Consider the following 23,150-nt stretch of genomic DNA (forward strand, 5'->3'; position numbering starts at 1 on the left):
CGTTGCGCGTGACGGCGGCCAGCATGCTGGTTTAAAGCTTGGCGCGTGCGCGCGATACGGAATACTGCAACGTCGAAGGCTGCAGCATCGCGTCGAAACTCACCGGTTCTTCCGCCGGATGTACGACCAGCAGCGCCTGAATGGCAAAATTCAGCGCGTTGGTCGACTGTTCGTTCAGTTCGAGCGTGACAGCCACCTGCTTCAGGCGCGGCTCATGCCGCGCAATGGCCTGCTGAATCGATTTGCAGATGAACGTACGGTCGTAGTGGCTCGCCAGGCTCAGGCCCGCGAAGTCGTTCAGACCGTACGTCAAGACCGACTTCTGACATTCGGGCAACGCCGCCAGCTCGTGTTCGGTCAGGGCGATCCGCGTATTCAGGATCGCCTCGACGTCACGGGCGACGGTGGCCTTCAGCTCGTCCAGCGACAATTGCCGCATCGCCGGAGAAGCCGGCAAATGCGGTTCGTCGTCGAACAGCTTGTCGAGGAAGCTCGGTTCGAATCGTTTCATCAGATGCCGAAGAAGCGGTGCAAAACGGCGTGCGGCGTCCGCCGGTCAAGTGCGGACGCCGCAACCGTCATCAGACTGCGTACGTCTTGTCGTTCTTCGTCAGACTCCACGCGCCTTGCGCGTTGCCGCCCTGATTGCCGCCAATCTTCTGCTGCGTGTACTTCCACTGCACGGCAGCGTACTTCAGCGAGAACTGCTCGTTCGGCAAGGACACGCCCGGCGCGTTGCTCGTACCCGTGGTCACGGTCGGCGAACCGACGCTCGGCGAAACGCTCGAGATGATCACGTACTTGAGCTTGACTTCCAGATACTTGATCCGGTTGCCTTCGCCATCCGAACGCATGAAATCGATCGTCACTTCGTCGAAGGTCGTACCGCCCGACGCGTGTTGATAGATGAGCGGGCTGACCACATCGATGTCTTTGGTAAAGACCATGTCGCCGTGTTCGCAGCGCTCCGCCGTATGGCCGCCGGCCGTCGAAGCCGTTGCCGAACGCGGTTGCGTGATGGAGTGGCTCCACGAATCGATTTCGATCCAACCCTGGTGATCCTTATCGGCGGACTCGCCCTTGATCGCCGGATTGCCGAATTTTAAATAGAGGTCCTTCATAACTCATCGACTCCCCAAAGAGGTGGTTTTTACAGTCAGCCCGGGCGGCCAGCCCGGGCATTCTGACTTCATTTATGAATTTGCCGGTTTCGGCAGGTCAGCAACAAGACGCAAAGAGATCGACAGCTCGTCCAGCTGGAAGTGCGGACGCAGGAACGCGACCGAACGATACGAGCCGGGTTTGCCCGGAATCTCCGAGACCTGTATGGATGCCTCGCGCAGCGGAAACTGCGCTTTCTGTTCCTGGGTGGCGTTGTCGTCGAGCAGGACGTACTGCGAGATCCAACGGTTCAGGAACACTTCGACGTTCTGTGCCGAAGCAAAGCTGCCGATCTTGTCGCGCATCATCGCCTTCAGATAGTGCGCCACGCGCGACACCGAGAAGATGTACTGCAACTGCGCCGACAGCACGGCATTCGCGTTGGCGCTATCGGTGCTGTACTTCTTCGCCTTTTGCACCGACTGCGCAGCGAAGAACGCGGCGTAATCCGAGTTCTTGCAGTGCACGAGCGGAATGAAGCCGAGGTCGCTCAGTTCCTTTTCGCGGCGGTCCGTAATGGCGATTTCGGTCGGGCATTTCAGCGCGACTTCGCCGTCGTCGGTCTTGAAGGTGTGGGTGGGCAGGTCTTCCACCAGCCCGCCGCCTTCCACGCCGCGAATCGCCGCGCACCAGCCGAAGTCGTCGAAGGCTGCCGTGAGACGTGCCGCGAAGGCCCATGCCGCGTTACACCACAGATATTTGCTGTGATCCGTGCCGTCCACGTCTTCGACGAAGTTGAAGCCCTCAGCGGTGGCGCCGTCCTTCGGGTTGAACGGCAGGCGGCCGAGAAAGCGCGGCAGCGTCAAGCCGACATAGCGCGAGTCTTCCGAGTCGCGGAACGACTTCCACTTGGCGTATTCGACCGTGTCGAACACCTTGCCGAGGTCGCGCGGCTTGCCGAGGTCGGCAAACGATTCGAGGCCCACCAGTTCCGGCGAGGCCGAGGCGATGAACGGCGCATGCGCCGCCGCGGCGACGTGCGCCATCTGCTCGATGAAGTAGACGTCTTCCGGCTGACGCGTCACTTCGAAGTCGCCGATGATGGTGCCGAACGGCGCGCCGCCGAAGGTGCCGAACTCTTCTTCGTAGACCTTCTTGAAGAGCGCGCTCTGGTCGAATTCGATGGCGTTCTTGAAGTCGCGCACCAGGTCGCGCTTGGGCGCGTGCAGCGCCTTGATCTTGACGGTCGAGCCGGTGTTGCTTTCCTTGCACAGGTAGTCGAGGCCGCGCCAGGTGCCTTCCAGACGCTGGAATTCGGGCGCGTGCATCACCGCGCTCAGTTGCGCGGAGATCAGCCGGTCGAGCTCGGCTACGCGGGCGTCGATCGTAGCCGACAGGTTGTCGGACACGATCACCGTGCCGTCGAGCACCTGGTGTACGAGCTCGCCGATCAGGTCTTTCGCGCGCGCATGTTCCGAGTCGGACTTCGCCACCTTGCTCTTCTCGACGATCTCGTCGAGCAGCGAGGTCTCCGTGCCGCCTTGCGCACTGGCTAATTGGGCCGCTGCCGTTTGCTGGTTCATCTCACACCCCGTACTTATTCGCCCTGCTGGTCTTTGTCCGGCGTGCTGCCGTGCTGTTCACCTGCATCGCCCTGGCCTTTCGCGAGGGCCTGCAACTGCTGGGTATTGGTGAGCACTTCGCTCAGCAGGTCTTCGAGCTTGTCGTTGCCCGCGAGCTTGTTGCGCAGGTCGGCGAGCTTCGAGCGCGCATCGAGCAGGCGCCGCAGCGGATCGATCTGCGCCACCACTTCGTCCGGGCTGAAGTCGGCCATTGAACGGAACCGCAGGTCCACCGCAAAGCGGCCGCCGGTTTCGCTCAGGCGGTTTTCCACCTGGAACGCAGCACGTGGTTCGATACCTTTCATCACATCGTCAAAATTGTCGCGGTCGATATTGACGAACTTGCGATCGCGCAGCTTCGGCTGTTCCACTTCGGATTGCCCCGCGAGATCGGCCACCACGCCGACGACGAACGGCAGTTCCTTGATTTCAATCGCATCGCCACGTTCGACCTCATAGGTCAATTGAACGCGCGGCGGCCGCACTTTTTGCAAGCGCTTTTGAATACTTTCTTTCTTCGCCATCGTCGGCTCCCGGAGGCAGGTGGTCTTGCGTGTGAATTAGCGAAGCGCGCTGAACGGATCCGATGCGCCGCCGCTTTGCGCTGCCTTGGCGGGTGCAGCCGGAGCGGCCGGCGGAGCAGCGGGCGCCGGCGTGGCCGGTGCTGCGCCTGCCGTCGTCGCAGCCGGGCTGCCGTTTGCGGCATCCGTGCTGTCAGGTTTCCTGGTGACGCGCTTCACGTAGCGCTTCTTCTTGACCACCGGCTTGTCCGAGTCGTCCGGCGGGAACAGGGTGGCTTCGCCTAGCGTGTCGCGCAGTTCCTTGGCGAGCGCCTGGGCGTCCGTCTTGGCATCGCCCGCGAGCGAGGCATCCTGGCGCAGTTCGCCAAGCGACTGCGTGGCGACGCGCAAGCCGGCGACCGCCAGCACACTCTTCGCCTGGCGATCGGTCTGGTCGCGCTGCAGCGCTTCTTGCGCCGCCACGATGGCCTGACCGTAGTGCCCCTGGGTGAACTGGATCTGCGCAATGCGCGACCACGGTTCTTCACGCGTCGGATCGGTCTTGGCCAGCTCCTGATAAAGCCCGATGGCCTTATCCTGATCGCCGGCCTTGGCGACCGTATCCGCGTCCGCCAGCGACTTGTTGAAAGCCTCCGGCGTAGTCGCGACGTTGTTGCCCTGGGTTGCACATCCGGCCATCACGCCACATGCCAACACCACCCCTGATAGTTTTACAAAGAGACGCTCTTTCATCGCTTTTTCACCGACGTGCGAGTTTTTTAATTCAAGGAGAAACCGGAGTTTTGCTTTGCTTCAAGTGCGCGGGTATAGTACAGGTCAATTTTTGATAATTCAACTTTCGTGTGACAAAGCATTGCATGAAAAAACGATATTGGGAACACGTAAGGACCGAAATAAGAAAGAGTTTCCGGGCGTAATGTCCAGCATTGTCGAGTGCGGAAATTTTTTCCGCCCGTTCGGACGGGGTTGTGCCGCCAATCAATGCGTTTTGCATAGCAATGGCGTACCGCCCTGATAGCTTTGGCTTAATTGCGATTTGACCGGGGGGCGATCGGCATAGACCGATCGGTATAAATGAATTCGCGCCTTATTCGTTATGCATCGTTACTGGCTGCATGCGCGTCGCTTGCAGGCTGCGCGGCGGCTATACCGATGCTCGGCTCGGCTGCCTCCGCCGCCTTGCAGGCCACCGGCCTCGGCAAGCCGGACGTGCCGGACGCCCAGAAACCGCCGCGCAATATCGGTTTGACGCTGTATGCCGCGCAGAATCTGAATGCCGCCATGGACCAGCACCCGCTGGCGCTGGTGGTGCGCCTATATGTGCTGAAAGACCCCACCTCCTTCCAGCAGGCGCCATTCGATGCGTTCACCGACCCCGACAAGGAAAAAAGTACCTTGGGCGGCGATTTGCTGAATGTCCGCGAAGTGACTTTGATTCCGGGCCAGCACTATACGGTGACCGAGAAGGTCTCGCGCGAAGCGCAGGCATTCGGTATCGTCGCGCTATTCCGCGACCCGGCAATGCAGCGTTGGAAATTCGCCTTCGACCCGGCGAAGTCCGAGAAATCCGGCATAATGATCGGCCTGCATAACTGTGCAATGACCGTGACCAACGGGACTGTGATCCCGGCTCAACAGGGATTGCCGGTTCAATCGCTGAATATGCTGTCTTCGGTGAGTTGTGGCTAAAAATGCATTTGAATGGCGATTTAACCGTTTTTGACGATTTAACAATTGCTGGGGCCGATTCGGTTATCGCCGGGCGCGCAACCCGCTTGACGCATATAACAGAACAGGTTTGAGATGAGTTATTCCGCAAAGGTGCTCTGGGGGGAAGGCCTGTTTCTGAGGCCGCAGCATTTTCAGCGTCAGGACGCCTACCATGAGGCGCGCCTGTTCGAATCGATTCAGGCCATCCAGCCGTACAACTGGGGCGTGCGCTCGGTGAAGTTCGACCGCGACGCGCTCGGCAGCAATGTGCTGCGCGTGAGCGAGCTGTCGCTGGTGTTTCCGGACGGTGCGCTGTACTCCGCCCCGCAAGCCGACGACCTGCCGCCGCCCATCGCGCTCGACACGCTGCCCGACGGCATCACCGAATTCACTTTCTACCTGGCGCTGCATCCGCTGCGCGAGACCGGCGCGAACTATTCGCCCGACCGCAACTCGGGCTTCGTCTCGCGTTACGTCAGCGAGCAGTCGCCCGTCGCCGATCACTTCACGGATGCGGCCGAAGCCGACATCACGTTCCTGAAGACCAGCGTCAAGCTGATCGCCCATAGCGAGCCGCGCGACCAGTTGCTTTCGGTGCCGCTCGCACGGGTGCGCCGCACCGCGACCTCCGGCTTCGAATTCGACGACACGTTCGTGCCGCCCTCGCTCGCTATCGACGCCTCGCCGATCCTGCATCAGCGCCTGCGTCAACTGATCGATGCGCTGCAGGCCAAGGTCAATGCGCTGTATGGCTTCCATCGCGAGCCGACCAAGAACATCATCGAATTCCGCTCCGGCGATATCGCCTCGTTCTGGCTGCTGCATACCGCGAGCGCGGCGTTCGCATCGCTCGCGCATCTGTATCAGCATGCGGCGCTGCATCCCGAGCGGCTGTTCCAGGAATTGCTGCGCCTCGCCGGCCAGTTGATGACCTTCTCGAAGGGCTATGCGCTCGCCGACCTGCCCGCCTATCGTCACGACGATCCGGGTCCCGGCTTCGCACGACTCGATACGATTCTGCGCGACCTGCTCGAAACGGTGATCTCCACGCGTTACTTCGCCATTGCGCTGGACGAAGTGCGGCCGTCGTTCCACGTGGGCCGGCTCGACTCGGGCAAGATCGACGACAAGACCATGTTCTATATCGCCGTCTCGGCGGATATGCCCACCGCCGAGCTGGTCGAAGCGGTGCCGGCGCGCTTCAAGGTCGGCGCTCCGGACGACGTCGACAAGCTGGTGCTCTCGGCCATGCCGGGCGTGCGTCTGGTCTACACGCCGCAAGTGCCGCCCGCCATTCCGGTGCGTCCGGGTGCATGCTATTTCTCATTCGAATCGCGCGGCGCGCTGTATGACCGCATGCTGCAGGCCCAGTCGGCGATGATCTACGCGCCGTCCGGTATCAACGATCTCAAACTCGAACTGATCGCCGTCACATCATGAGCTACGCGCCCTCCCTGTTTGGCGGCAGCACGCCGTCTGTTACGCCCGCTCCTACGGTCGAACCCACCTATCAGGTGCGCTCGCTGCTCGATCTGCTGTACGACGGGTTCTTCATGCTGTTCCTGCTGAAGAACGGCCGCGAACCTGGCGACGCCAATGAATTCAGCCAGCGCATCCAGCAGTTTCTGGGCGATTTCGAGCGCGGCGCGAAGAAGCTGAACGCCTCCGCTGACGACGTCTATGCGTCGAAGTTTGCGTTCTGCGCGGCGGTGGACGAATCGGTGCTGTCGTCGTCGTTCAAGATCCGCACGGAATGGGAGCGCCGGCCGCTGCAACTGATCCTGTTCGGCGAGCAACTGGCGGGCGAGAAGTTTTTCCACTACCTGGAAGAATGCCGCGCCCAGGGCGCGGCGCGTCTGCAGTCGCTGGAAGTGTTTCATATGTGCCTGCTGCTCGGCTTCCAGGGCAAGTATCTGCTCGAAGGGCCCGAGAAGCTCGCCTATCTGACCGCGCGGATCGGCGATGAAATCGCCCACATGAAGGGCAAGCGCGCGCCGTTCGCGCCGCACTGGCCGCTGCCGGATCAGGTCGCGCACCGTCTGAAGCGTGAGGTGCCGCTGTGGAGTATCGGTGCGGTGTTCGCGCTGGTTGCGCTGCTGGCCTATCTCGGCCTGAACAGCTATCTGCGCGACAGCACGCTGCACACGCTCGCGCCGTACTCGCAGATCATCAAGCTCGGTCCTCAATCGGCCAATCTGACGATCTCGCTGCCTTAGGCTTGGCCTGGGTCTTGGCCTGGGTCTTGGTCTTGACGTCCGGGGCCGGCGTGCTGCGCGCCGCGCGCATGCGGGCCTCGCCCACCAGGCGCGTCAACGTCGCCGGGCTCATGCGTGCCGCCACCTCGCGCACATAGTCGTGGTGACGCGTCTCCAGCGGCGCATGCAGATGCCGCGCCTGCAGATAGCGCAGCAAGGCGATCCGCCGATGCCCTAACGCCATGCTCTGCTCCAGCAAGGCAAGCGCCGCGTCGCGATCGCCCGCTTCGTAGGCCTGTTTGAGCAGTTCAGCGGTGCGCGCGCGTGGCATCGTCATTCCTCTCGTGGCTCAATCAATGGGCTCAATCAACAGGCTCGCCGGACTTCAAGGCGCTCAACGCGCCCCGACCACAGCCTGCACGCTGGCTCGGGCACGCAGCGCGTCGTAGTCCGCCCGGGTCCAGTCCAGTTCGACGCCAATGCGGCGTGTGCCTGCGCGGATCTTCGGCTTGTAGAGCGCGAGCGTCAGCGCATCGAGCGCGGGCCACTCGCGAAACGACAGCTCCGCCACTTCGACGGCCAGGGTTTCCAGCATCCGCGTATGCGCTTTGTCCGCGAGAAACGCGCTCACGCATTCGCAATAGCGCTCGTAGTCGATCATCGCGTGCGCGCCCTCTTCCGACGGCTCGCCGCGATATAGCAGGCTCGCGTCGATCACCACCGGTTGCGGCGCGGCATACTCGTGCGCATGCAGGCCGATCCGCGTCGCCACCTCGAGTTCGTCGATAAACACCCGCCAGCCGCGCCCTAAGCGCGGCGGCGCGGCGAACGAACCGATGCCCTCTTCGAACGGCTTCACGACAGCAGCGGCGCAGCCGCGTCGAGCATGATGCGGCAGAAGTAATCGGCGAAGCTGCGGCGCACGACCAGTTCGAAGGTGTCGTCGCTGACCGGGATCAGCACGATCGACGCCTTGAAATAGTGGCTCTGCGCGCATTGGCCGGGAGCAAACACGCGCGGATGCAGATCGAGCGGACAACCGCGCGCCAGCACGTCGCGTACTTTTTCGCCGCTCACTTCGAGCAGCGTGTAGCCGCTGCCGATATCGACCGCCGACGCAAACTGTCCCGCCAGCGCCTGTGTCAGTTTTGCTTCGAGCGTCGCAGCCTGTTGCTGCTGCGAGCGCACCAGCCACTCGTCCGGGCCGAGCCACAGCACGTCGTAGCCGTTGCCGCGCGCCACGGTGTTCGGTTTGGCGGGCGGCCGGCAGCCGGTGACGCTTTCCACGGCGGCGGCAAAAGCCGGATCGTCAGGATCGCCACGCAGATTGGCGAGATCGCGAAACGGCCGCTCGCTCAAGCTGAACTTCTTCGAGGCGCCAGCCTGATGCGCCTTCAGCAGATCGCCGACACCCACCAGCGGCGACTCCTGCCACACCTCGCCCGCTGCGCGCTGCACGATCGCCGAAGCCGTGCCCGGCGCATTGCTTCTTGCTTCATTCCACATGTTGACGCACTCCTTCGGTGTCGTAGAAAACCGGGCTGGCAATCCTGGCTGCGATCTGCTTGCCGTTGGCGAGCGGGATCGTCACGTTCTCGCCCATCTTGCCGAGGCCGCCCTTGATGACGGCCAGCGCGATCGAGCGCTTCAGGATCGGGCTGTAGTAGCTCGACGTGACGTGACCGAGCATCGGCGCGGTGTCGCCGGAGAACGGACCGGCGACGATCTGGCTGCCTTCCGGAATCACATACGACGCATCGTCGGAGAGCAAGCCCACGAACTGCTTGCGGCCCTCCTTCGCGGTATCGGAGCGCGTCAAGGAACGCTTGCCGAGGAAGTCCTTCGACTTCGCCACGAGTCCGCCCATGCCGAGGTCGTACGGCGTGATCGAGCCGTCCGTATCCTGGCCGACGATGATGTAGCCCTTCTCCGCACGCAGCACGTGCATCGTTTCCGTGCCGTACGGCGTGATCTCGAACTCGGCGCCCGCGGCCATCAACGCTTCCCACACGGCGCGGCCCATGTTGGCCGGCACGTTCACTTCGTAGGCCAGTTCGCCCGAGAAGCTGATGCGCATCACACGTGCGGCGACACCCGCGACCGTGCCTTCGCGATACGACATGAACGGGAAAGCGGCGTTGGCGAAGTCGATATCGCCGCACACCTTCTGCAGTACCTTGCGGCTCTTCGGCCCGACGACGGCGAAGGTCGCCCAGTGGTCCGTCACCGACGCGAGCCGTACCTTCAGGTTCGGCCACTCGGTTTGCAGCCAGCGTTCGAGCCATGTCAGCACGCGCGCGGCGCCGCCCGTCGTGGTAGTCATCATGTAGTGCTGGTCGGACAGGCGCACCGTCACGCCGTCGTCGAACACCATGCCGTTCTCGTCGAGCATCAGACCATATCGGCACTTGCCGACTTCGAGCTTGCTCCACGGATTCGTGTAGACCCAGTTGAGCAACTGCGCCGCATCGGGGCCCTGAATGTCGATCTTGCCGAGTGTCGACGCATCGAGAATGCCCACGCTGTTACGCACCGCCAGGCATTCGCGCGCCACCGCGGCGTGCAGGTCTTCGCCCTTTTTCGGGTAGTACCACGGACGCTTCCAGTTGCCCACGTCCTCGAAGGCCGCGCCGTTCTCGACGTGCCATTCGTGAACGCAGGTCTTGCGGATCGGATCGAGCAGATCGCCCAGTTCGCGGCCCGCAAACGTCCCGAAAGTGACCGGCGTGTAGTTCGGCCGGAACGTCGTCGTGCCGGTTTCGGGAATCGTCTTGCCGAGCGCGTCGGCGAGGATCGCCATGCCGTTGATATTGCCGAGCTTGCCCTGATCGGTGCCGAAGCCCATCGCCGTATAGCGCTTCACGTGCTCGACGGATTCGAACCCTTCGCGAGCGGCGAGCAGGATATCCGCGGCGGACACGTCGTTCTGGAAATCGACGAACTGTTTCGGTCCACGCGCAGCCGCTTCGCGACTGCCTACCAGCCACAGCGGCAACAACGGCGCTTCAGCAATCTCCGCGACATGCGGCACCTGCGGACGCGTCACGTTGAAACCGAGCGATCTGGCGGCTTCGACACCGGCGTCCACCGCAAGGCGCAAACCGCGTGCGAGACTGAATTCGCCCGCCGCCGCGCCGACGCTGGTTTCCGGTTGCATGGCCTTGCCCGGCACGAAGCACACCTTCTCGTCGTTCCAGTGCGCCTTGCCGCCCGACTGCGCGAACAGATGCAGCACGGGACTCCAGCCACCGGACATCGCGAGCAGATCGCAAGGCAGATCCGGCTGCTTCGCGCCCACTTTGCCGTTCGCGTACGCAGCGACTTCGACTGAGCCCACCCGCAACTTGCCTTGCGCGCTCGTGACCACCGCGTTGTTCAACACCTTCACGCCATGGCGGCGCGCCGCGGCCGGCAATGCGCCATTGCCTTGCGCGCGCGGATCGACCACCGTCACCTTCGCGCCGCACGTCTTCAGATCGAGCGCGCACTGATAGCCGTCGTCGTTATTGGTGAACACCACGGCCTCGCGGCCCGGCAATACGCCATAACGGTGGATATAGGTCGACACCGCCGAAGCCAGCATCACGCCGGGCAGATCGTTGTTGCCGAAAACAATCGGACGTTCATGCGCACCGGTTGCGAGAATCACGCGTTTGGCGCGAACTTTCCACAGCAATTCCCGCGTGCCCTTCCTCATCGACACCGGCAGATGCTCGGTCAAACGCTGCGTCACGGTGACGAGGTTGTGGTCCTGATAGCCGAACGCCGTGCTGCGGCTCAGGATCGTCACCTCCGGCATCTGCCGCAGCTCGGCCTCGATCTTCTCCACCCAGTGCGATGCGGCGCGGCCGTCGATTTCCGCGCGGCCCGACAGCAGGCTGCCGCCGAGTTCGCGCTGATCGTCGACCAGCATCACGCGTGCGCCCGACGACGCCGCCGCATGCGCCGCGGCCAGCCCGGTCGGGCCGCCGCCTACGATCAGCACGTCGCAATACGCAAAGCACTTGTCGTAACGGTCGGCGTCGAGCTCCTCGGGTGCCTTGCCGAGACCCGCGGCTTCGCGAATCTTGTCTTCGTACTTCGGCCACCATTTACGCGGCCACATAAAGGTCTTGTAGTAGAAACCGGCCGGCAGGAAGCGCGAAAACTTCTGATTGATCGCCATGCGGTCGTGCTCGAGACTCGGCTCGGCATTCACGCTGGTGGCCACGAGACCTTGATACAGTTCCACTTCCGTCGCACGCGCATTCGGCACGGTGTAGGCGCCGCGTTCCAGTTGCACGACGGCGTTCGGTTCTTCCACACCCGCCGTCACGATGCCGCGCGGACGGTGATACTTGAAACTGCGCGCCACGAAGTGCACGCCGTTGGCGAGCAACGCCGAGGCCAGCGTGTCGCCCTGAAAGCCCTGATAGGTGCGGCCGTTGAACGTGAAGGTCAGCGGGATCGCGCGATTGATGCGCCCACCGGCGCCGAGGCGGTCTTTCTGGCTCATGGCTTGTTGCCCTCGTGAGCGTCGTTGGTAGCGGGTTTAACACCTGACCCGGCGGTCGAGCCGCCGAAGGTCTCATAGCCGAGAAACTGATAGGACACCGTATCGCGCGTCGCCATGAACCAGCGGCGGCACCCCTGCGTATGCAACCATTGTTCGCGGTGCACACCGCGCGGGTTCTTGCGCATGAACAGGTAGTCGCCCCATTCCTTGTCGGTGAGTTTTTCGGTGTCGAGCGGACGGGCGATATCGGCTTCGCCGCCGCACGAGAATTCGGATTCGGCGCGCGGCCCGCACCACGGGCATTCGATCATCAACATAGGTTTCTCCGGTGCGTTCAGCGTTAGTGGGCCACGGCGGCAGCGCCGTGTTCGTCGATCAGGTGTCCTGTATAGAACCGGTCCAGCGAGAACGGTGCGTTCAGCGGATGCGGTGCGTCGTTGGCAATCGTGTGGGCGAACACCCAGCCCGACCCCGGGGTCGCCTTGAAGCCGCCCGTGCCCCAGCCGCAGTTGAAATACAGCCCCTTCACGTCGGTCTTGCTGATGATCGGACACGCGTCCGGCGACACATCCACGATGCCGCCCCACTGCCGGTTCATGCGCACACGCGAGAACACCGGGAACATTTCGACAATCGCTTCAAGCGTGCCTTCGATGATGTTGAAACTGCCGCGCTGGCCGAAGCCGGTGTATTGATCGACACCCGCGCCAATCACCAGATCGCCCTTGTCGGACTGGCTGATATACGCATGCACCGCGTTCGACATGATCACGGTATTGACCACCGGCTTGATCGGCTCGGACACCAGCGCCTGCAGCGGATGGCTTTCCAGCGGCAGACGCACACCGGCCATATCGGCCAGCGTCGAGGTATTGCCCGCGGCCACCACGGCCACTTTCTTCGCCTTGATGAAACCCTTGACCGTATCGACACCGGTCACCGCGCCGCCTTCGCGGCGAATGCCGGTGACCTGGCAGTTCTGGATGATGTCGACGCCATGCTGATCCGCACCGCGCGCAAAACCCCACGCCACCGCATCGTGACGCGCCACCCCGGCGCGACGCTGGATCGACGCGCCCAACACCGGATAGCGGCTGTTGAGGTTGATGGTCGGCTCGATTTCCTTGATCTGTTCGGGCGTGATGAATTCCGCATCCACCCCGTTCAGACGGTTTGCGTTCACACGACGCTCGGTATCGCGCACGTCCTGCAACGTGTGCGCCAGGTTCAACACGCCGCGCTGGCTGAACATCACGTTGTAGTTGAGGTCTTGCGACAGGCCTTCCCAGAGCTTCATGGCCTTCTCATACAGCGCGGCCGATTCGTCCCACAGGTAGTTCGAACGCACGATGGTCGTGTTGCGCGCGGTATTGCCGCCGCCAATCCAGCCTTTCTCGAGGATCGCGATGTTGCGCACACCGTGTTCTTTGGCGAGGTAATACGCTGTGGCGAGACCATGACCGCCGCCGCCGACGATCACCACGTCGTATTCGCGCTTCGGCTCCGGGCTTCTCCACTGCCGCTCCCAGTTCTCGTGATACGACAACCCGTTGCGGAACAAACTGAATATCGAATAGCGGCTCATGTCGCAGACCCTTTGGTTAGCATTCGATGACGTTCACGGCGAGACCACCGCGCGACGTCTCCTTGTATTTCGTCTTCATATCGGCGCCGGTTTCGCGCATCGTCTTGATCACGTTGTCGAGCGACACGTAGTGCACGCCGTCGCCCTTCAAGGCCATGCGCGAGGCGTTCAGCGCCTTGATCGCGCCCATTGCATTGCGCTCGATGCACGGAATCTGCACGAGGCCGCCGACCGGATCGCAGGTCATGCCCAGGTTGTGCTCCATACCGATCTCAGCCGCGTTCTCGACCTGGGTGGGCGTGCCGCCCATCACCGCAGCGAGCGCCGCGGCGGCCATCGAGCAGGCCACGCCCACTTCGCCCTGGCAGCCCACTTCCGCGCCGGAGATCGAGGCGGTTTCCTTGTAGATGATGCCGATGGCCGCCGCGGTCAGCAGGAAGGTGACGATGCCGTCGTCGTTCGAACCCGGCACGAACTTCACGTAGTAGTGCAGCACCGCCGGAATCACACCGGCCGCGCCGTTGGTCGGCGCCGTCACGACCCGGCCACCGGCGGCGTTTTCTTCGTTGACGGCCATCGCGTACAGATTGACCCAGTCGAGCATCGACAGGGGATCGCGCAACGATTCTTCCGAGCGCAGGCGCAGGTTGCTCGACAGATCGGCGGCGCGGCGCTTCACGCGCATCGGGCCGGGCAACTCGCCGCGCACCTTGCAGCCGCGCTCGACGCAGGCGGCCATGGTGCGCCAGATCGCCAGCAGGCCGTCGCGGACTTCCTGACGCGAGCGCGATGCGCACTCGTTCGCCATCGCCACCTCGGCGATCGACAGTCCGCTGTCGCGGCACACGCGCATCAGATCGTCGCCGGTGCGAAACGGAAACGGCACCTCGCCGCCTGCGCGCACGCCGTTGACCCGATCGCCTTCGCGATTCACCACGAAGCCGCCGCCGACCGAGTAATACTCTTTCTCCACCAGCAACTGACCGTTCTCGTCGAAGGCCTGAAAGCGCATCCCGTTCGGATGAGCCACGCCGGTGCCCGCCATCAGCTTGCGGAAGAACGACAGGTGTTCCTTCTCCTCGTACTGCACGCGATGCTTGCCGAGCAGCAGCAGCACCTTCTCCTGACGAATCTGCGCGAGGCGCGGCTCGATCAGGTCCGGGTCGATCGTATCGGGCAGATGGCCTTCGAGGCCGAGCAGTACCGCCTTGTCCGTGCCGTGGCCCTTGCCGGTGGCGCCGAGCGAGCCGTACAGCTCGATCTTGACGCGCCGCACGAAGGCGAGCAGGTTGGCGTCCTCGATATGCGACGCGAAGCGGCACGCCGCGATCATCGGGCCGACCGTGTGCGAACTCGACGGGCCGATGCCGATCTTGAACAGATCGAAGACGCTGACGTTCATGTGGGCTGCCTGGTCGTAATGGGGCGAAGGGTTCGAAGGGTTCGATGCGCCGGATCGGAGATCGCCGCCTGGATGGCGCAGACCGTTCGCTCCGGAGCATTCCACGTACTTTTCTGCATGGCGCAAGTACACCAAAGCGTAAAATCGGCTGATAGAACAAAAACGCCATCGACCTGGGACGGCAACGCCAACGCGGCACAAGGCGCGGCGGCCGTTCGTTTCTGCGATGGTTGATGGCGGAAAAGCGCAAGTCGGGGCGGCGCGGATCGGCGACGCTAGGGTCGTCGCGCGCATGCGCCCGCGCGTGTTGGCGGGTTGTTTCGCCGTGGTTGGCCCCGGCCGGCCCCTTGGAATCCCATTTGCCCCTATGACGCACCCTGGCGCCGTTGCACCATGAAAACCGCAGATTCGTTACCGCTGACTTCCATCGACGGCGTCCCCAAGGAGCGCATCCGTTTCGGCATCGTGCTGCTGCCGAATTTCACGCTGACGGCGTTCTCCGGCTTCGTCGACATGCTGCGGCTGTCCGCCGACGAAGGCGATTACAGCAAGCCGGTGCGCTGCTCGTGGAGCGTGATCGGCGACACGCTGGCGCCCGTGCGAGCCAGTTGCGGCATCCAGATCACGCCATGGGAGACCTTCGAGAACGCCGAGCCGTTCGATTACGTGGTGGTGGTGGGCGGCCTGCTGCACTCCGGCCCGCAGGCGAACGACGAGACGCTGCAGTTCATCCGCCAGGCCGCGCGCGGCAGTACCACGCTGGTCGGCATCTGCACCGGCGTGTTTGCGCTGATGCGCGCCGGCGTGCTGGACGAGCATCGCATCTGCGTAAGCTGGTTTCACTACTGGGATTTTGTCGAGCGCTTTCCGTCCGTGAATTCGGACGCGCTGATTGCCGACCGCCTGTTCGTGATCGACCGGCGGCGCATCACCTGCTCCGGCGGGCGGGCCTCCATCGACGTGGCCGCCGCGATCCTGCTGAGACATTTCGAACACGCGACGGTGCAGAAGGCGCTGCGCATCCTGCTGGTCGGCGAGATGCAGAAGGGCAATGCGCCGCAGCCGCATCCACCGGGCTTGGAGCCCGCCACGCATCCCAAGGTCAAGCGCGCGATCCTGCTGATGGAACAGCACGTCGGGCGCTCGCTACCGCTCGAAGAACTGGCCTGCAAGCTCGATATGTCGCCGCGGCAACTGGAGCGGCTCTTCAAGGCGGAGACCAGCAAGAGCCCGCAGGCCTTCGCCAAGCAGGTGCGTCTGCGGACCGCCGCATGGCTGCTGACGAGTTCGGATCGCACGGTGGCCGATATCGCGTCGAGCTGCGGCTTCTCGGACGCCTCGCACCTGGGACGCGAATTCCGCAAGCAGTTCGGCGTGCCGCCGGTGATGTTCCGCGAGCAACGCGGCGCCGTGCCGGCTGAAGATGCGGCGGTGTTCGACGAAACGTTTCCGGGGCGCGTGGATGTTTATTGATCGATGCTCACGGCTCGCCACCCGAGGCGGCGGCCAGGGCTAGCGTCAATGACTGATCATCCACGGCCTGCCCGCGGGATTGGTTTTTAGGCCGCCGGCTGTCGTCGAGCCAGAGGTCGCCTTCGCCCCACAACCGCAACCGGGTCCATGACGGTGCTGGTACTGGCCCGAGCGCTGCGGCGCATGCGCCGCGCGCTCGTTGACCTGGTGAGCGGTGCGGGTAGTCGCCTGCATCAGCGACAAGGCCGGCAGGCTAAGGGTGCGCGGCGCCTCGCTGCCGCAGGTGGGGCACGTGCAGACCGTATCGCGGTCCGCAACGCGGCGCAGCGCCGCAAATGGGCCGCAGTGGTCGCAGCGGTAATCGTAAGTCGGCATGGTGTTGTCCTCTCAGGTGCGCTGAATCGATGTGCCGCGCCGGAGTCCGTTCGCGAGGCAAACGCACTCCGGCTGCTACGCCTCAGACCCTCTCAAACTCTCAAACCCTCAAACCCGATCCGGCGACAACGGCAAATCCACCCCGCCGGCCGCAATATGCCTGACCGGCCCGGCCGCCGTGGGCCGGATATCGAAGTCGAAGATCTGGGTTGGCAACCACAAGGTCGCGCAGGCATTCGGCACGTCCACCACACCGCTGATATGCCCTTGCACCGGCGCGGTCCCCAGAATCGAATAGGCCTGCGCCCGCGAGTAGCCGAACTTCGTCAGATATTCGATCGCGTTCAGACAGGCTTGCCGGTAGGCGATGTGCACGTCGAGATAGTGCTGCTTGCCCTGCTCGTCCACCGAGATGCCTTCGAAGATCAGGTAGTCGTTGTAGTTCGGCGTAATCGGACTCGGTTTGAAAATCGGGTTCCTGATGCCGTATTTGGCCATGCCGCCTTTGATCAGCTCGACCTTCATATGCACCCAGCCGGCCATCTCGATGGCGCCGCAGAAGGTGATTTCGCCGTCGCCCTGGCTGAAGTGCAGGTCACCCACCGACAACCCCGCGCCGTCGACGTACACCGGGAAATACACCTTCGAACCGCGCGACAGGTCCTTGATGTCGCAGTTGCCGCCGTGCTCGCGCGGCGGCACCGTGCGGGCGCCCTCGGCAGCGGCCCTGGCATGCGCGTCGCCGCTCAGCCGCCCCATATGCGCAGTCGAAGCGAACGGCGGATTGGCGAGGCCGGGCACGCGCTGCGGATCGGTGGCGATGAGGGCCGCTTCGCGCTCGTTCCACGTCGCGAGCATGGCCGGGTCAGGCAGGCAGCCGATCAGTCCCGGATGGATCAGGCCGGCAAAGTTGACGCCCGGAATGTGGCGCGAACTGGTGTACAGGCCATGAAAATCCCAGATCGATTTCTGCGCGAGCGGGAAATGATCGGTCAGGAAGCCGCCGCCGTTTTTCTTCGAGAAGAAGCCGTTGAAGCCCCACTGACTCTCCTGCTTCGCGCCGATGTCGAGCAGATCGACCACCAGCAGGTCGCCCGGCTCCGCGCCCTTCACGCCCACCGGGCCGCTCAGGAAGTGCACGATCGACAGGTCGATGTCGCGCACGTCGTCGGCACTGTCGTTGTTCTTGATGAAGCCGCCGGTCCAGTCGTAGGTCTCGAGGATGAAGTCGTCGCCCGGATTGACCCAGCAGGCCATCGGAATGTCCGGATGCCAGCGGTTGTGGATGTTCTCGTTTTCGTAGGCCGACTGGTTCAGGTCGACCTTGATCAGCGTTTCAGCCATTGCACACTCTCCTGTTGGAAATGACGGACGGTCGGCTTACACCGACAGGTACTCGCGGATCTTCGCGGTGTCGGCGGCGCTGCGCGGACTCTCGTGCACCAGACGGCCGCCTTCGATGACGAACAGCCGGTCGGCCACATCGAGCGCGAAACTCAGCACCTGCTCCGAGACGACGATCGTGATGTCGCGCAGCTTGCGGATCTCGTTCAGCGCTTTGGCGATGTCCTTGATGATCGATGGCTGGATGCCTTCGGTCGGCTCGTCGAGCAGCAGCACCTTCGGTTCGGTGACAAGCGCACGGGCAATCGCAAGCTGTTGCTGCTGGCCGCCGGACAGGTTGCCGCCCTTGCGGGCGCGCATTTCGTAGAGCACCGGAAAGAGCGCGTAGATCTCCTCGGGCACGCGCTTGTCGCGTGCGTTCTCGAGGCCGGTCTGGATGTTTTCCTCCACCGTGAGCGTGGCGAAAATCTGCCGGCCTTGCGGCACGTAGGCGATGCCTTTGGCAACGCGCCGGAAACTCTCGTCGCGCGACACATCCTCGCCGTCCACGCGCACCGCGCCGCCTTTGAGCGGCAAGATGCCGATCAGCGACTTGAACAGCGTGGTCTTGCCCATGCCGTTGCGCCCCATGATCGCCACGGTTTCGTTTCTGGCCGCCTGGAAGCTGATTCCATGCAGCGCCTCGCTCTGGCCATAACTGACGAATACGTCGTCGACATTCAACATGCTGGGCTCCTCGTTCGCGGGTTCCGCAACCCATTCAATGGCGGGTGAACTGGCCAACTCAGTGGCCCAGATAGACATCGATCACCCGCGGATCCGCTTGCACCTGCTCCATCGCCCCTTCGGCGAGAATCTTTCCCTGGTGCATCACGGTGACCTTGTGAGCGATCTGCTCGACGAACGCCATGTCGTGTTCGATCACGATCATCGAGCGGTTCCGGCAGATCCGTTTGAGCAACTCGGCGGTCACCTCGCGCTCGCGCACGCTCATGCCGGCAATCGGTTCGTCGAGCATCAACAGCTCCGGCTCCTGCATCAGCAACATGCCGATCTCGAGCCACTGCTTCTGCCCGTGCGAGAGCAGGCCGGCTTCGAGGTCGAGCTGGCCGGCGAGACCAATCTCGCCGGCCACGCTGCGCACGCGGTCGAGCACGTCGCTGGTGCGGCGAAACGCCAGGGCGCCGAACACACCGCGCCCGCGCGGAAACGACACCTCCAGGTTCTGGAACACGGAGAGGTTTTCGTAGATCGACGGCGTCTGAAACTTGCGGCCAATCCCTTTGCGCACGCGGCGAAATTCCGGCAGCCGCGTCATCTCCTCGTTGCGGAACTTGATGCTGCCTTCGCTCGCCCGCGTCTTGCCGCAGATCAGATCGAGCAGCGTCGTCTTGCCCGCGCCGTTCGGGCCGATCACCACGCGCAGTTCACCACGGTCCACATACAGGTTCAGCGAATCGATGGCCTTGAAGCCGTCGAACGAGACGCTCAGCCCTTCCACGGCCAGGACGAAATCGGTATTGCTCATGGTGTGCTCCTCGCGCCGCGGCGCAGCAGCCACGGTTTCACATGACTGTCGTAGAGACCGGCGAGGCCGTTCGGAAACGCCATCACGACGCCGATAAAGAGCGCGGCCATCAGAAACAGCCACAGGTTCGGGAAACTTTCGGAGAACCACGTCTTGCCCAGGTTGACGAGCACCGCGCCATAGACCGCGCCCACCAGCGACATGCGTCCGCCCACCGCCGCGTAGATCACCATCTCGATGGACGGCACGATCCCCACGAACGACGGCGACATGAAGCCGACCTGCAACGTGAACATCGCGCCGCCGATAGCGGCCAGCACGGCGGCGACGCAAAACGCGAAAACCTTGAACATGGCGACGTCGTAGCCCGAGAAGCGCACCCGGTCTTCCTTGTCGCGCATGGCGAGCAACAAGGTGCCAAGCTTGCTGCGCTGGATGCGCCGGCAGCAGAGGATCGCCACCAGCAGCAGGACCGCGTTGGCGAAGTACAGGACCAGCTTGGCGCCGTCGCCGCGAATGTCCCAGCCGAGCAGCGTGCGCAGGTCGGTGATGCCGTTCACGCCGCCGGTATAGCCTTGCTGGCCGATGATGAGCACCGACAGGATCAGCGCCACCGCCTGGGTGATGATCGCGAAGTAAACGCCGCCCACGCGCCGCTTGAACATCGCAAAGCTGACCACGAAGGCCAGCGCGCAGGGCACCACCACCACCGCGGCGAGCGCGAACGGCAGCGAATGAAACGGCTTCCACCAGAACGGCAGCGCAGTGAGCTGATTCCAGTCCATGAAGTCAGGAATGCCAGGCGTCGACTGGATCTTCGTGCTGATCGGGTCCGACGCTTCGAGCTTCAGGAACATCGCCATGCAGTAACCGCCGAGGCCGAAGAACACGCCCTGCCCCAGGCTCAGCACGCCGCCGTAGCCCCACGCCATCACGAGGCCGACGGCGACAAACGCATAGGTCAGATACTTGCCCATCAGGTTGAGGCGGAACGCATCGAGCGCGAGCGGAAACACCACCAGAATCAGCAGCGCCAGCACGACGATGCTGCCGTAGCCGTCGCTCGTCAGCCAGCGCAGCAGCGCGGGCCGCAGGCCGCCGCGAACGGCCTCGCCATCGGTCTTGGGTGGCGCAGCAGCCGCGCCGGCGGAAGGGTTCAGCGGATCCATACGCGTTTCTCCGGGCTGAATCGATTAAAAGGACGGCTTGACGGCGCCGTCGAAAGACGGGGCTGCCGGACGCGCAAGCGGCCGTTGTCTGGAGCGTCAGGCACGGCGCACCTTCGAAGCGAAGAGACCTTGCGGCCGCAGCATCAGCACGATGACGATGGTGAGCAGCGTCACCACGCGCGCCGACGATCCGGTCATGAAGAACTCGCTGATCGACTGCATCTGGGCAATGCCGAATGCCGAGGCCACCGTGCCGAGCAGGCTCGCCGCGCCGCCGAACGTCACCACCAGAAACGAATCGACGATATAGAGCGAACCGCTGGTCGGCCCCGTCGAGCCGATCGCGGTAAATGCCGCCCCGGCCACGCCCGCCATCCCGCAGCCGATGGCGAAAGTCAAGCGGTCGGTCTTGCGCGTGTCGATGCCGGCCGCGTTCGCCATCTGCCGGTTTGCGACGGTGGCGCGTACCCGCAGTCCCCAGCGCGAGCGGTACAGCGCCAGCAGCACGCCACCCGTCATCAACACCGCGAGGCTCATCACGAACAGGCCGTTGATCGGGATGTCGAGGCCCGGCTTCGGCGACCACGAACCCATCAGCCAGTCCGGCAGCGTCGGGCTGACCTCCTTCGGGCCGAACACCGAGCGGAACACCTGCTGCATGCCGAGGCTCAGGCCCCAGGTCGCGAGCAGCGTGTCGAGCGGACGCCGGTACAGATGGCGGATCAACGCCCACTCCGCCACCCAGCCCGCCGCAAAGGCCAGCGCGAAAGCGGCGCAGATTGCCAGCGGAAAGTAGATCGGCGCGAACCCGTGCCAGTAGTTGTCGGCCACTTGCGAGAACATGTAGATCGTGTACGCCCCGATCGTCATGAACTCGCCGTGGGCCATGTTGATGACGCCCATCTGGCCGAAAATCACCGCCAGCCCGAGCCCCATCAGCAGCAGCACGCTGAACAGGCTCAAGCCGGCGAAGCCCTGCATCAGCGTGATGTTAAGAATGTCCGAAGCCGACATGCGTCTCTCCTCGAAATGACCGGCGCGCCGCTGTGGCGCGCCACGGATACCCGGCTTACTGGTAACCCTTGGGGAACGGATTCGGCTCGATCAGATTCGGCGACTCGGCCACCACCTTGAACTGGCCGTCCGCCTGCGCCTCGCCGATGCGCGTGCGGCTCCACAAGTGGTGATTCGCATGGATCTTCACGTAGCCTTCGGGCGCGGTCTTCAATTCGATGCCCGGCGACGCCGCCACGACCTTGTCCACGTCGAAGCTGCCGGCCTTCTCCACCGCCGCTTTCCACAACCATGGCCCGAGATACGCCGCCTGCGTGACGTCGCCGATCACCGACCTGGGTCCGTACTTCGCCTTGAACGCCGCGACGAATTTCTTGTTGTTGTCGTTGTCGAGCGATTCGAAGTACTTCATGGCCGAGTAGAAGCCCGCCACGTTTTCGCCGCCGATGCCCAGCACCTCGTCCTCGGTCACCGAGATGGTCAGCAGGAACTGCTTGTCCGCTGTGATGCCGGCCGCCTTGAGCTGCTTGTAGAACGCCACATTCGAACCGCCGACGATGATCGCGTAGATGCAATCGGGTTTGGCGATCTTGATCTTGTTGATGAGCGAGTTGAAGTTGGTGGTGCCGAGCGGGTAATACTCTTCGCCGACCACCTTGCAACCGGTCAGATGCTGTTCGATATGCTTGCGCGCAATCTTGCTCGAGGTGCGCGGCCAGATGTAATCGGAGCCGATCAGGAAGAAGCTCTTGGCGTTCTTCGTCTGGTTGGCCCAGTTCAACCCCCACAGAATCTGCTGGGTCGCTTCCTGGCCGGTATAGAACACGTTCTTCGATTGCTCGAGTCCTTCGTAGAACGTCGGGTAGTACAACAGGCCGTTGTCGCGTTCGAAGATCGGCAGCACTGCCTTGCGCGAGGCCGAGGTCCAGCAGCCGAACACGGCGGCCACGTGATCGTTCTCGAGCAGCTTCTTCGACTTTTCGGCGAACGTCGGCCAGTCGGAAGCGCCGTCTTCCTGAATGATCTTGATCTGGCGGCCGAGAATCCCGCCTGCCGCATTGATCTGCTCGATCGCGAGGCGCTCCGCCTGAATCGAGCCGGTTTCGGAGATCGCCATCGTGCCGGTCGCCGAGTGCAACTGGCCGACCGTCACTTCGGTGTCGGTCACGGCAAGGTGCGTGGTGTTGACCTTCGCGGTCGGAAACTGCTGGGCCCGTGCGATGCCGGACATGGCCAGGGCGGGCGCGGCAGCGAGACCCATCAGGAGTTTGCGCCGGAGCGCCGAAGGCATGCCTTGCTCGTTCTGATCGTCGTGTGACATCGAATTCTCCTTGGTCGTGGTCGGGCGACCCGCGCCGGCATTCCAGGTAACCGGCTGGCGGGATCGACGCCACGAAAGGTAGGTAGCCAATTTGCGCAGCCAAATACGTCACTTGACGTAGGGCGCGGCGAAATTGCGCTTTTTATAATCGCGCCGACACAGCCCCCACAGCGCACCCACAGCGCCTCGACTCATGCCGCTGCGCGCTCGCCGGCCGCCCTTCGCACGTGAACGGCAAAGGCCGGGCAAAGGCCAGGCAAAGGCCGGGCCGCGAGTGGAATGCAATTTGCATGGC

At 63.4% G+C, this 23,150-nt stretch carries 23 protein-coding genes; 4 read left to right on the plus strand and 19 right to left on the minus strand.

Annotation, left to right across the window (positions count from 1 at the left end; all coding sequences use genetic code 11):
- Nucleotides 1–31 precede the first annotated feature (31 nt).
- From tssE to BUS12_RS10905, 5 genes are all read right to left on the minus strand, one after another.
- Nucleotides 32–511, minus strand: coding sequence for a type VI secretion system baseplate subunit TssE (gene tssE, locus BUS12_RS10885; RefSeq protein ID WP_074295703.1), 480 nt, complete (start codon nucleotides 509–511; stop codon nucleotides 32–34).
- A 70-nt stretch (nucleotides 512–581) separates the two neighbouring features.
- Complete coding sequence (locus BUS12_RS10890; protein ID WP_074295704.1) at nucleotides 582–1,121, minus strand: Hcp family type VI secretion system effector; 540 nt, start codon at nucleotides 1,119–1,121, stop codon at nucleotides 582–584.
- A 72-nt stretch (nucleotides 1,122–1,193) separates the two neighbouring features.
- The gene (gene tssC / locus BUS12_RS10895; RefSeq protein WP_074295705.1) at nucleotides 1,194–2,684 is read right to left on the minus strand and encodes a type VI secretion system contractile sheath large subunit; all 1,491 of its coding nucleotides are present in this window, start codon (nucleotides 2,682–2,684) and stop codon (nucleotides 1,194–1,196) included.
- A gap of 14 nt (nucleotides 2,685–2,698) precedes the next feature.
- Nucleotides 2,699–3,247 carry a type VI secretion system contractile sheath small subunit gene (tssB, locus tag BUS12_RS10900; protein WP_074295706.1) on the minus strand — a complete coding sequence of 183 codons (549 nt, stop codon included), beginning with the start codon at nucleotides 3,245–3,247 and terminating at the stop codon, nucleotides 2,699–2,701.
- Between the two features lie 36 nt (nucleotides 3,248–3,283).
- Nucleotides 3,284–3,976 carry a tetratricopeptide repeat protein gene (locus tag BUS12_RS10905; protein WP_074295707.1) on the minus strand — a complete coding sequence of 231 codons (693 nt, stop codon included), beginning with the start codon at nucleotides 3,974–3,976 and terminating at the stop codon, nucleotides 3,284–3,286.
- Between the two features lie 342 nt (nucleotides 3,977–4,318).
- On the opposite strand from BUS12_RS10905, the gene tssJ reads away from it, so the two are divergent.
- The 3 genes from tssJ to icmH all read left to right on the plus strand — a co-directional run bounded on the left by tssJ (nucleotide 4,319) and on the right by icmH (nucleotide 7,170).
- Nucleotides 4,319–4,933 carry a type VI secretion system lipoprotein TssJ gene (gene tssJ, locus BUS12_RS10910; protein WP_074295708.1) on the plus strand — a complete coding sequence of 205 codons (615 nt, stop codon included), beginning with the start codon at nucleotides 4,319–4,321 and terminating at the stop codon, nucleotides 4,931–4,933.
- Between the two features lie 114 nt (nucleotides 4,934–5,047).
- Nucleotides 5,048–6,394: a type VI secretion system baseplate subunit TssK gene (tssK, locus tag BUS12_RS10915; protein WP_074295709.1), complete on the plus strand. Its 1,347-nt coding sequence runs from the start codon at nucleotides 5,048–5,050 to the stop codon at nucleotides 6,392–6,394.
- Nucleotides 6,391–7,170 carry a type IVB secretion system protein IcmH/DotU gene (gene icmH, locus BUS12_RS10920; RefSeq protein WP_074295710.1) on the plus strand — a complete coding sequence of 260 codons (780 nt, stop codon included), beginning with the start codon at nucleotides 6,391–6,393 and terminating at the stop codon, nucleotides 7,168–7,170. Before tssK ends, icmH begins: the two co-directional genes overlap by 4 nt.
- Here the strand turns inward: icmH and BUS12_RS10925 are convergent.
- Genes BUS12_RS10925 through BUS12_RS10955 form a run of 7 tightly spaced genes read right to left on the minus strand, consistent with a single transcriptional unit; the run spans nucleotide 7,124 to nucleotide 14,631 of the window.
- Nucleotides 7,124–7,486 carry a hypothetical protein gene (locus BUS12_RS10925; protein WP_437123862.1) on the minus strand — a complete coding sequence of 121 codons (363 nt, stop codon included), beginning with the start codon at nucleotides 7,484–7,486 and terminating at the stop codon, nucleotides 7,124–7,126. The genes icmH and BUS12_RS10925 overlap by 47 nt on opposite strands.
- Nucleotides 7,487–7,543: 57 nt before the next feature.
- The gene (locus BUS12_RS10930) at nucleotides 7,544–8,008 is read right to left on the minus strand and encodes a dihydroneopterin aldolase (protein ID WP_074295711.1); all 465 of its coding nucleotides are present in this window, start codon (nucleotides 8,006–8,008) and stop codon (nucleotides 7,544–7,546) included.
- Nucleotides 8,005–8,655, minus strand: coding sequence for a sarcosine oxidase subunit gamma (locus tag BUS12_RS10935; protein WP_074295712.1), 651 nt, complete (start codon nucleotides 8,653–8,655; stop codon nucleotides 8,005–8,007). Before BUS12_RS10935 ends, BUS12_RS10930 begins: the two co-directional genes overlap by 4 nt.
- Nucleotides 8,645–11,644 (minus strand): sarcosine oxidase subunit alpha family protein, encoded by a 3,000-nt coding sequence (locus tag BUS12_RS10940; protein WP_074295713.1) that lies wholly within the window; start codon nucleotides 11,642–11,644, stop codon nucleotides 8,645–8,647. Before BUS12_RS10940 ends, BUS12_RS10935 begins: the two co-directional genes overlap by 11 nt.
- The gene (locus BUS12_RS10945) at nucleotides 11,641–11,961 is read right to left on the minus strand and encodes a sarcosine oxidase subunit delta (protein WP_074295714.1); all 321 of its coding nucleotides are present in this window, start codon (nucleotides 11,959–11,961) and stop codon (nucleotides 11,641–11,643) included. Before BUS12_RS10945 ends, BUS12_RS10940 begins: the two co-directional genes overlap by 4 nt.
- A 23-nt stretch (nucleotides 11,962–11,984) precedes the next feature.
- Nucleotides 11,985–13,229 carry a sarcosine oxidase subunit beta family protein gene (locus BUS12_RS10950; protein ID WP_074295715.1) on the minus strand — a complete coding sequence of 415 codons (1,245 nt, stop codon included), beginning with the start codon at nucleotides 13,227–13,229 and terminating at the stop codon, nucleotides 11,985–11,987.
- Nucleotides 13,230–13,245: 16 nt separating this feature from the next.
- Nucleotides 13,246–14,631 carry an L-serine ammonia-lyase gene (locus BUS12_RS10955; protein WP_074295716.1) on the minus strand — a complete coding sequence of 462 codons (1,386 nt, stop codon included), beginning with the start codon at nucleotides 14,629–14,631 and terminating at the stop codon, nucleotides 13,246–13,248.
- Nucleotides 14,632–15,024: 393 nt separating this feature from the next.
- Between BUS12_RS10955 and BUS12_RS10960 the strand changes: the two genes are divergently transcribed.
- Nucleotides 15,025–16,104 (plus strand): GlxA family transcriptional regulator, encoded by a 1,080-nt coding sequence (locus BUS12_RS10960; RefSeq protein WP_074295717.1) that lies wholly within the window; start codon nucleotides 15,025–15,027, stop codon nucleotides 16,102–16,104.
- Nucleotides 16,105–16,149: 45 nt separating this feature from the next.
- Here the strand turns inward: BUS12_RS10960 and BUS12_RS10965 are convergent, their stop codons facing one another.
- From BUS12_RS10965 to urtA, 7 genes are all read right to left on the minus strand, one after another.
- Nucleotides 16,150–16,479 carry a zinc ribbon domain-containing protein gene (locus tag BUS12_RS10965; RefSeq protein ID WP_074295718.1) on the minus strand — a complete coding sequence of 110 codons (330 nt, stop codon included), beginning with the start codon at nucleotides 16,477–16,479 and terminating at the stop codon, nucleotides 16,150–16,152.
- A 108-nt stretch (nucleotides 16,480–16,587) separates the two neighbouring features.
- A complete protein-coding gene (fmdA, locus tag BUS12_RS10970; protein ID WP_074295719.1) occupies nucleotides 16,588–17,823 on the minus strand; it encodes a formamidase in 1,236 nt (411 codons plus the stop codon).
- A gap of 36 nt (nucleotides 17,824–17,859) precedes the next feature.
- Complete coding sequence (gene urtE, locus BUS12_RS10975; RefSeq protein WP_074295720.1) at nucleotides 17,860–18,549, minus strand: urea ABC transporter ATP-binding subunit UrtE; 690 nt, start codon at nucleotides 18,547–18,549, stop codon at nucleotides 17,860–17,862.
- A gap of 58 nt (nucleotides 18,550–18,607) precedes the next feature.
- Entirely contained in the window at nucleotides 18,608–19,351 is a 744-nt protein-coding gene (urtD, locus tag BUS12_RS10980) for an urea ABC transporter ATP-binding protein UrtD (RefSeq protein ID WP_074295721.1), read from the minus strand.
- Nucleotides 19,348–20,520, minus strand: coding sequence for an urea ABC transporter permease subunit UrtC (gene urtC / locus BUS12_RS10985; protein WP_074295722.1), 1,173 nt, complete (start codon nucleotides 20,518–20,520; stop codon nucleotides 19,348–19,350). Before urtC ends, urtD begins: the two co-directional genes overlap by 4 nt.
- A 96-nt stretch (nucleotides 20,521–20,616) precedes the next feature.
- Nucleotides 20,617–21,534: an urea ABC transporter permease subunit UrtB gene (gene urtB / locus BUS12_RS10990; protein ID WP_074295723.1), complete on the minus strand. Its 918-nt coding sequence runs from the start codon at nucleotides 21,532–21,534 to the stop codon at nucleotides 20,617–20,619.
- A gap of 55 nt (nucleotides 21,535–21,589) precedes the next feature.
- Nucleotides 21,590–22,855 (minus strand): urea ABC transporter substrate-binding protein, encoded by a 1,266-nt coding sequence (urtA, locus tag BUS12_RS10995; RefSeq protein WP_074295724.1) that lies wholly within the window; start codon nucleotides 22,853–22,855, stop codon nucleotides 21,590–21,592.
- Nucleotides 22,856–23,150: the final 295 nt, after the last annotated feature.

The sequence above is a fragment of the Paraburkholderia phenazinium genome (assembly GCF_900142845.1).
In the GTDB taxonomy this organism is placed as follows: domain Bacteria; phylum Pseudomonadota; class Gammaproteobacteria; order Burkholderiales; family Burkholderiaceae; genus Paraburkholderia; species Paraburkholderia phenazinium_A.

What these genes read in the sequence shown, in the direction of transcription:
- BUS12_RS10950 (WP_074295715.1), bottom strand. Translation starts at nt 13,229, where the DNA reads ATGAGCCGCTATTCGATATTCAGTTTGTTCCGCAACGGGTTGTCGTAT.
- BUS12_RS10960 (WP_074295717.1), top strand. Translation starts at nt 15,025, where the DNA reads ATGAAAACCGCAGATTCGTTACCGCTGACTTCCATCGACGGCGTCCCC.
- BUS12_RS10940 (WP_074295713.1), bottom strand. Translation starts at nt 11,644, where the DNA reads ATGAGCCAGAAAGACCGCCTCGGCGCCGGTGGGCGCATCAATCGCGCG.
- tssK (WP_074295709.1), top strand. Translation starts at nt 5,048, where the DNA reads ATGAGTTATTCCGCAAAGGTGCTCTGGGGGGAAGGCCTGTTTCTGAGG.
- BUS12_RS10945 (WP_074295714.1), bottom strand. Translation starts at nt 11,961, where the DNA reads ATGTTGATGATCGAATGCCCGTGGTGCGGGCCGCGCGCCGAATCCGAA.
- tssC (WP_074295705.1), bottom strand. Translation starts at nt 2,684, where the DNA reads ATGAACCAGCAAACGGCAGCGGCCCAATTAGCCAGTGCGCAAGGCGGC.
- BUS12_RS10965 (WP_074295718.1), bottom strand. Translation starts at nt 16,479, where the DNA reads ATGCCGACTTACGATTACCGCTGCGACCACTGCGGCCCATTTGCGGCG.
- urtD (WP_074295721.1), bottom strand. Translation starts at nt 19,351, where the DNA reads ATGAGCAATACCGATTTCGTCCTGGCCGTGGAAGGGCTGAGCGTCTCG.
- BUS12_RS10925 (WP_437123862.1), bottom strand. Translation starts at nt 7,486, where the DNA reads ATGACGATGCCACGCGCGCGCACCGCTGAACTGCTCAAACAGGCCTAC.
- BUS12_RS10905 (WP_074295707.1), bottom strand. Translation starts at nt 3,976, where the DNA reads ATGAAAGAGCGTCTCTTTGTAAAACTATCAGGGGTGGTGTTGGCATGT.
- BUS12_RS10890 (WP_074295704.1), bottom strand. Translation starts at nt 1,121, where the DNA reads ATGAAGGACCTCTATTTAAAATTCGGCAATCCGGCGATCAAGGGCGAG.
- urtB (WP_074295723.1), bottom strand. Translation starts at nt 21,534, where the DNA reads ATGTCGGCTTCGGACATTCTTAACATCACGCTGATGCAGGGCTTCGCC.
- BUS12_RS10955 (WP_074295716.1), bottom strand. Translation starts at nt 14,631, where the DNA reads ATGAACGTCAGCGTCTTCGATCTGTTCAAGATCGGCATCGGCCCGTCG.
- urtE (WP_074295720.1), bottom strand. Translation starts at nt 18,549, where the DNA reads ATGTTGAATGTCGACGACGTATTCGTCAGTTATGGCCAGAGCGAGGCG.
- urtC (WP_074295722.1), bottom strand. Translation starts at nt 20,520, where the DNA reads ATGGATCCGCTGAACCCTTCCGCCGGCGCGGCTGCTGCGCCACCCAAG.
- urtA (WP_074295724.1), bottom strand. Translation starts at nt 22,855, where the DNA reads ATGTCACACGACGATCAGAACGAGCAAGGCATGCCTTCGGCGCTCCGG.
- fmdA (WP_074295719.1), bottom strand. Translation starts at nt 17,823, where the DNA reads ATGGCTGAAACGCTGATCAAGGTCGACCTGAACCAGTCGGCCTACGAA.
- tssB (WP_074295706.1), bottom strand. Translation starts at nt 3,247, where the DNA reads ATGGCGAAGAAAGAAAGTATTCAAAAGCGCTTGCAAAAAGTGCGGCCG.
- tssE (WP_074295703.1), bottom strand. Translation starts at nt 511, where the DNA reads ATGAAACGATTCGAACCGAGCTTCCTCGACAAGCTGTTCGACGACGAA.
- tssJ (WP_074295708.1), top strand. Translation starts at nt 4,319, where the DNA reads ATGAATTCGCGCCTTATTCGTTATGCATCGTTACTGGCTGCATGCGCG.
- icmH (WP_074295710.1), top strand. Translation starts at nt 6,391, where the DNA reads ATGAGCTACGCGCCCTCCCTGTTTGGCGGCAGCACGCCGTCTGTTACG.
- BUS12_RS10935 (WP_074295712.1), bottom strand. Translation starts at nt 8,655, where the DNA reads ATGTGGAATGAAGCAAGAAGCAATGCGCCGGGCACGGCTTCGGCGATC.